Annotated in this window: 1 protein-coding gene; it reads left to right on the top strand. The window is 44.3% G+C overall.

Annotation, left to right across the window (positions count from 1 at the left end; genetic code table 11):
• The first annotated feature begins 514 nt into the window (after nucleotides 1-514).
• Nucleotides 515-2,272: an acyl-CoA dehydrogenase family protein gene (locus AC6R19_RS22635; protein ID WP_500582134.1), complete on the top strand. Its 1,758-nt coding sequence runs from the start codon at nucleotides 515-517 to the stop codon at nucleotides 2,270-2,272.
• Nucleotides 2,273-2,468 lie beyond the last annotated feature (196 nt).

The following is a 2,468-nucleotide window of genomic DNA, read 5'->3' as shown; positions in this document are numbered from 1 at the left end:
GAGCCTGGAGTTGCTGTTCGAGATCTTTGTTGTCCATTGTTCTGCTCATGGTATCCTCCGGTGCAGAGTACGGGGGCATGAGCAGTTACACAATTTAATTTACAGTCTCAAATTTATAACACCGTTACATTTTGGTCGCCACCACTCCCTCTTCTCTGACGATTGAGATTGCGGATTTTATAGCGGGATAGAGACACAGCACTGTATACCAAAGCTGGTCGCGATCCATCAGTTTTCGCAATGGCGGCCTGGGCGTTGCCAAATATTGCATTGAACTTCATAATTTTGGTAATTTTTACTTAGGATCGCCTATAAAATAGCCATTCTACCCCGTGACGTAGGATGCGCCACGCACACCAAACCAGAACTGATGCGGATTCGAGCACTTTCCGGTGTGAACGGCTCTACAAAAAGGTCTCGATGTTCCGCTTTTAGGCACGAAAATCTCTCGACCAAGATCACACAGTAAGCTTTAATTTTCGGAAAATAATTATTCAATCTCCCCGGGGCAGTTATGACAGAAAAAAATTCGATCCCTGTTGGAGGATCCATTATCAGCGGCTATTCCAAGGCGACTTATGAATCAATTTTTGATATATTAAAAATTGATAGACGCAAAGAAAATACTGACCTATATGAAAAGATGTCAGCCATTATCTCAATAAGTTCCGCCGGGGAGGATTTCGTTTGTGACCCGCTGAAGCTTCTCTCCCTTCATGAGGTTAGCGCGGTGCATGACGGCGCACTATTTGCCGCCCTTTCTATACACTACAACCTTTGCATTGGAACGATACGAGCACTAGGGGGAGATTCCGGCTATGTGGCTGAGTGCTACGGTAAATTGAGCCGGGGCAACGCTATTGGCGTTTATCTTGCTACCGAGGTCGGCTACGGTAATAACGTTGTCTCCATGAAAACGGAAGCTGAATACAACCTGGAAAAGAGAGTTTTCATACTTAATTCAGCCGGGGTAGAATCCTACAAGTTTATGCCCAACACTTCCCTTTGCTGCCTTCCCAAAATAGCTGTAGTAATGGCTAGACTTAAAGTGAAGGGCGAGGACTTTGGAATAGTCCCATTCTTGGTTCCATTGCACAAAGATGGTCATGTTAGAGATGGAGTTAGAATTACGGAGATAGAACGTAAACCCAACTTTGGCTTGGACAACTGTATTACAAGCTTTGATAGAGTCGTTCTTCCATATGAATCCATGCTGGGAGGAAACATTCTTAACCTTCGAGAAGATGGAGTTATCAAACTATACGAAAGCAGCTACAGAGAGAGATTTCTGATGGCCATGCAGAGAGTACAGTTTGGAAAAATATGCATGGCAGCAGGTGGAATCGGCGTTGGAAAAGCGGCTTTGTACATAACCTACAGGTACGGCCGTCAGCGTAAAACCTTCTCCGTGGAGGGGGATGTTCCGTTGCTTCGTTATTACTCGTTCTCCAGGCCGTTAATTGAGTATGCTACTGGAGTTATAGTGCACTCATTCTGGACGTTTGATCTCTGCATCCAGGCTTCTGAATATGAAAATGACAGGAGCCCTATTCCAGTGGATCTGAAGACAGAAATTTCCATTTCAAAGTCCCTGACAACATGGCTTGCAAGAGATGTGGTCGTTAAGTGCCGGGAGCTGTGTGGTGCCCAAGGAATGTTCTCTGTGAATAAATTTTCCGAGTACTACGCCACGATCAACGGGTGTATTACCGCTGAGGGGGACAACCTGGTAATAATGCAAAAAGCTGCGCGGGATCTTCTAAGTAAAGAACCCAACTTACCAGATCCTCCTCGGAATTCTAAGATCGCCGACCTCGCGGATATACTCAGGAAGTATTATCTATCTATGCACACTGAAATTTTTGCCTTGCTTTCTTCGAAGTCTAAGATTGATTATTTCCATCTCTGGAACATGGCGTCAGAAAGAATGATAAACATGCTGGACGCTTTAGGGTCTATATATTCCGCCAGTTCTGCAGAAAAACATCTGAGAAATGAAGACAATCACCTGTTTCTGGTGGAGCTATACCTTCTGGGTCGCATAGAAAAACTTTCTAGCTCGATTGCACTTCTCGGAATTTCTAGCATTAAGTCACTTTTATCACTACAGGAACGGAAAGATAAGATTCTGTCTGAGAGACAGAGTGAGGTTCTAGATATTATAGATCAATTTGGCCTGGACGATGTTGGCCTAAAGACACCAATATCCCATGGAAACTATGTAGATTGGTACTCCCGTTACCACAATGAAAGCATGGACACTAAAGATTAGAAATCTATGGTTTCGTCGCCGCCTTACACGGGAAGGCTAAGTGTTTCAGTTGTCACGAATATTCCAAGGTATTTGACACTTTTCTGGTAGTGTTCAGAATTCTGTGTCATTTCTTTACCATACGCAAAAAAGAGATGACTCATGACCAAACCTACGTTCGATATGGATGCCGCTGTCAAGGCGCTGCGTGAGGGCA

It is taken from the genome of Microbulbifer sp. SE14, assembly GCF_059834885.1.
This window is presented reverse-complemented; position numbering and strand designations above follow the sequence as displayed.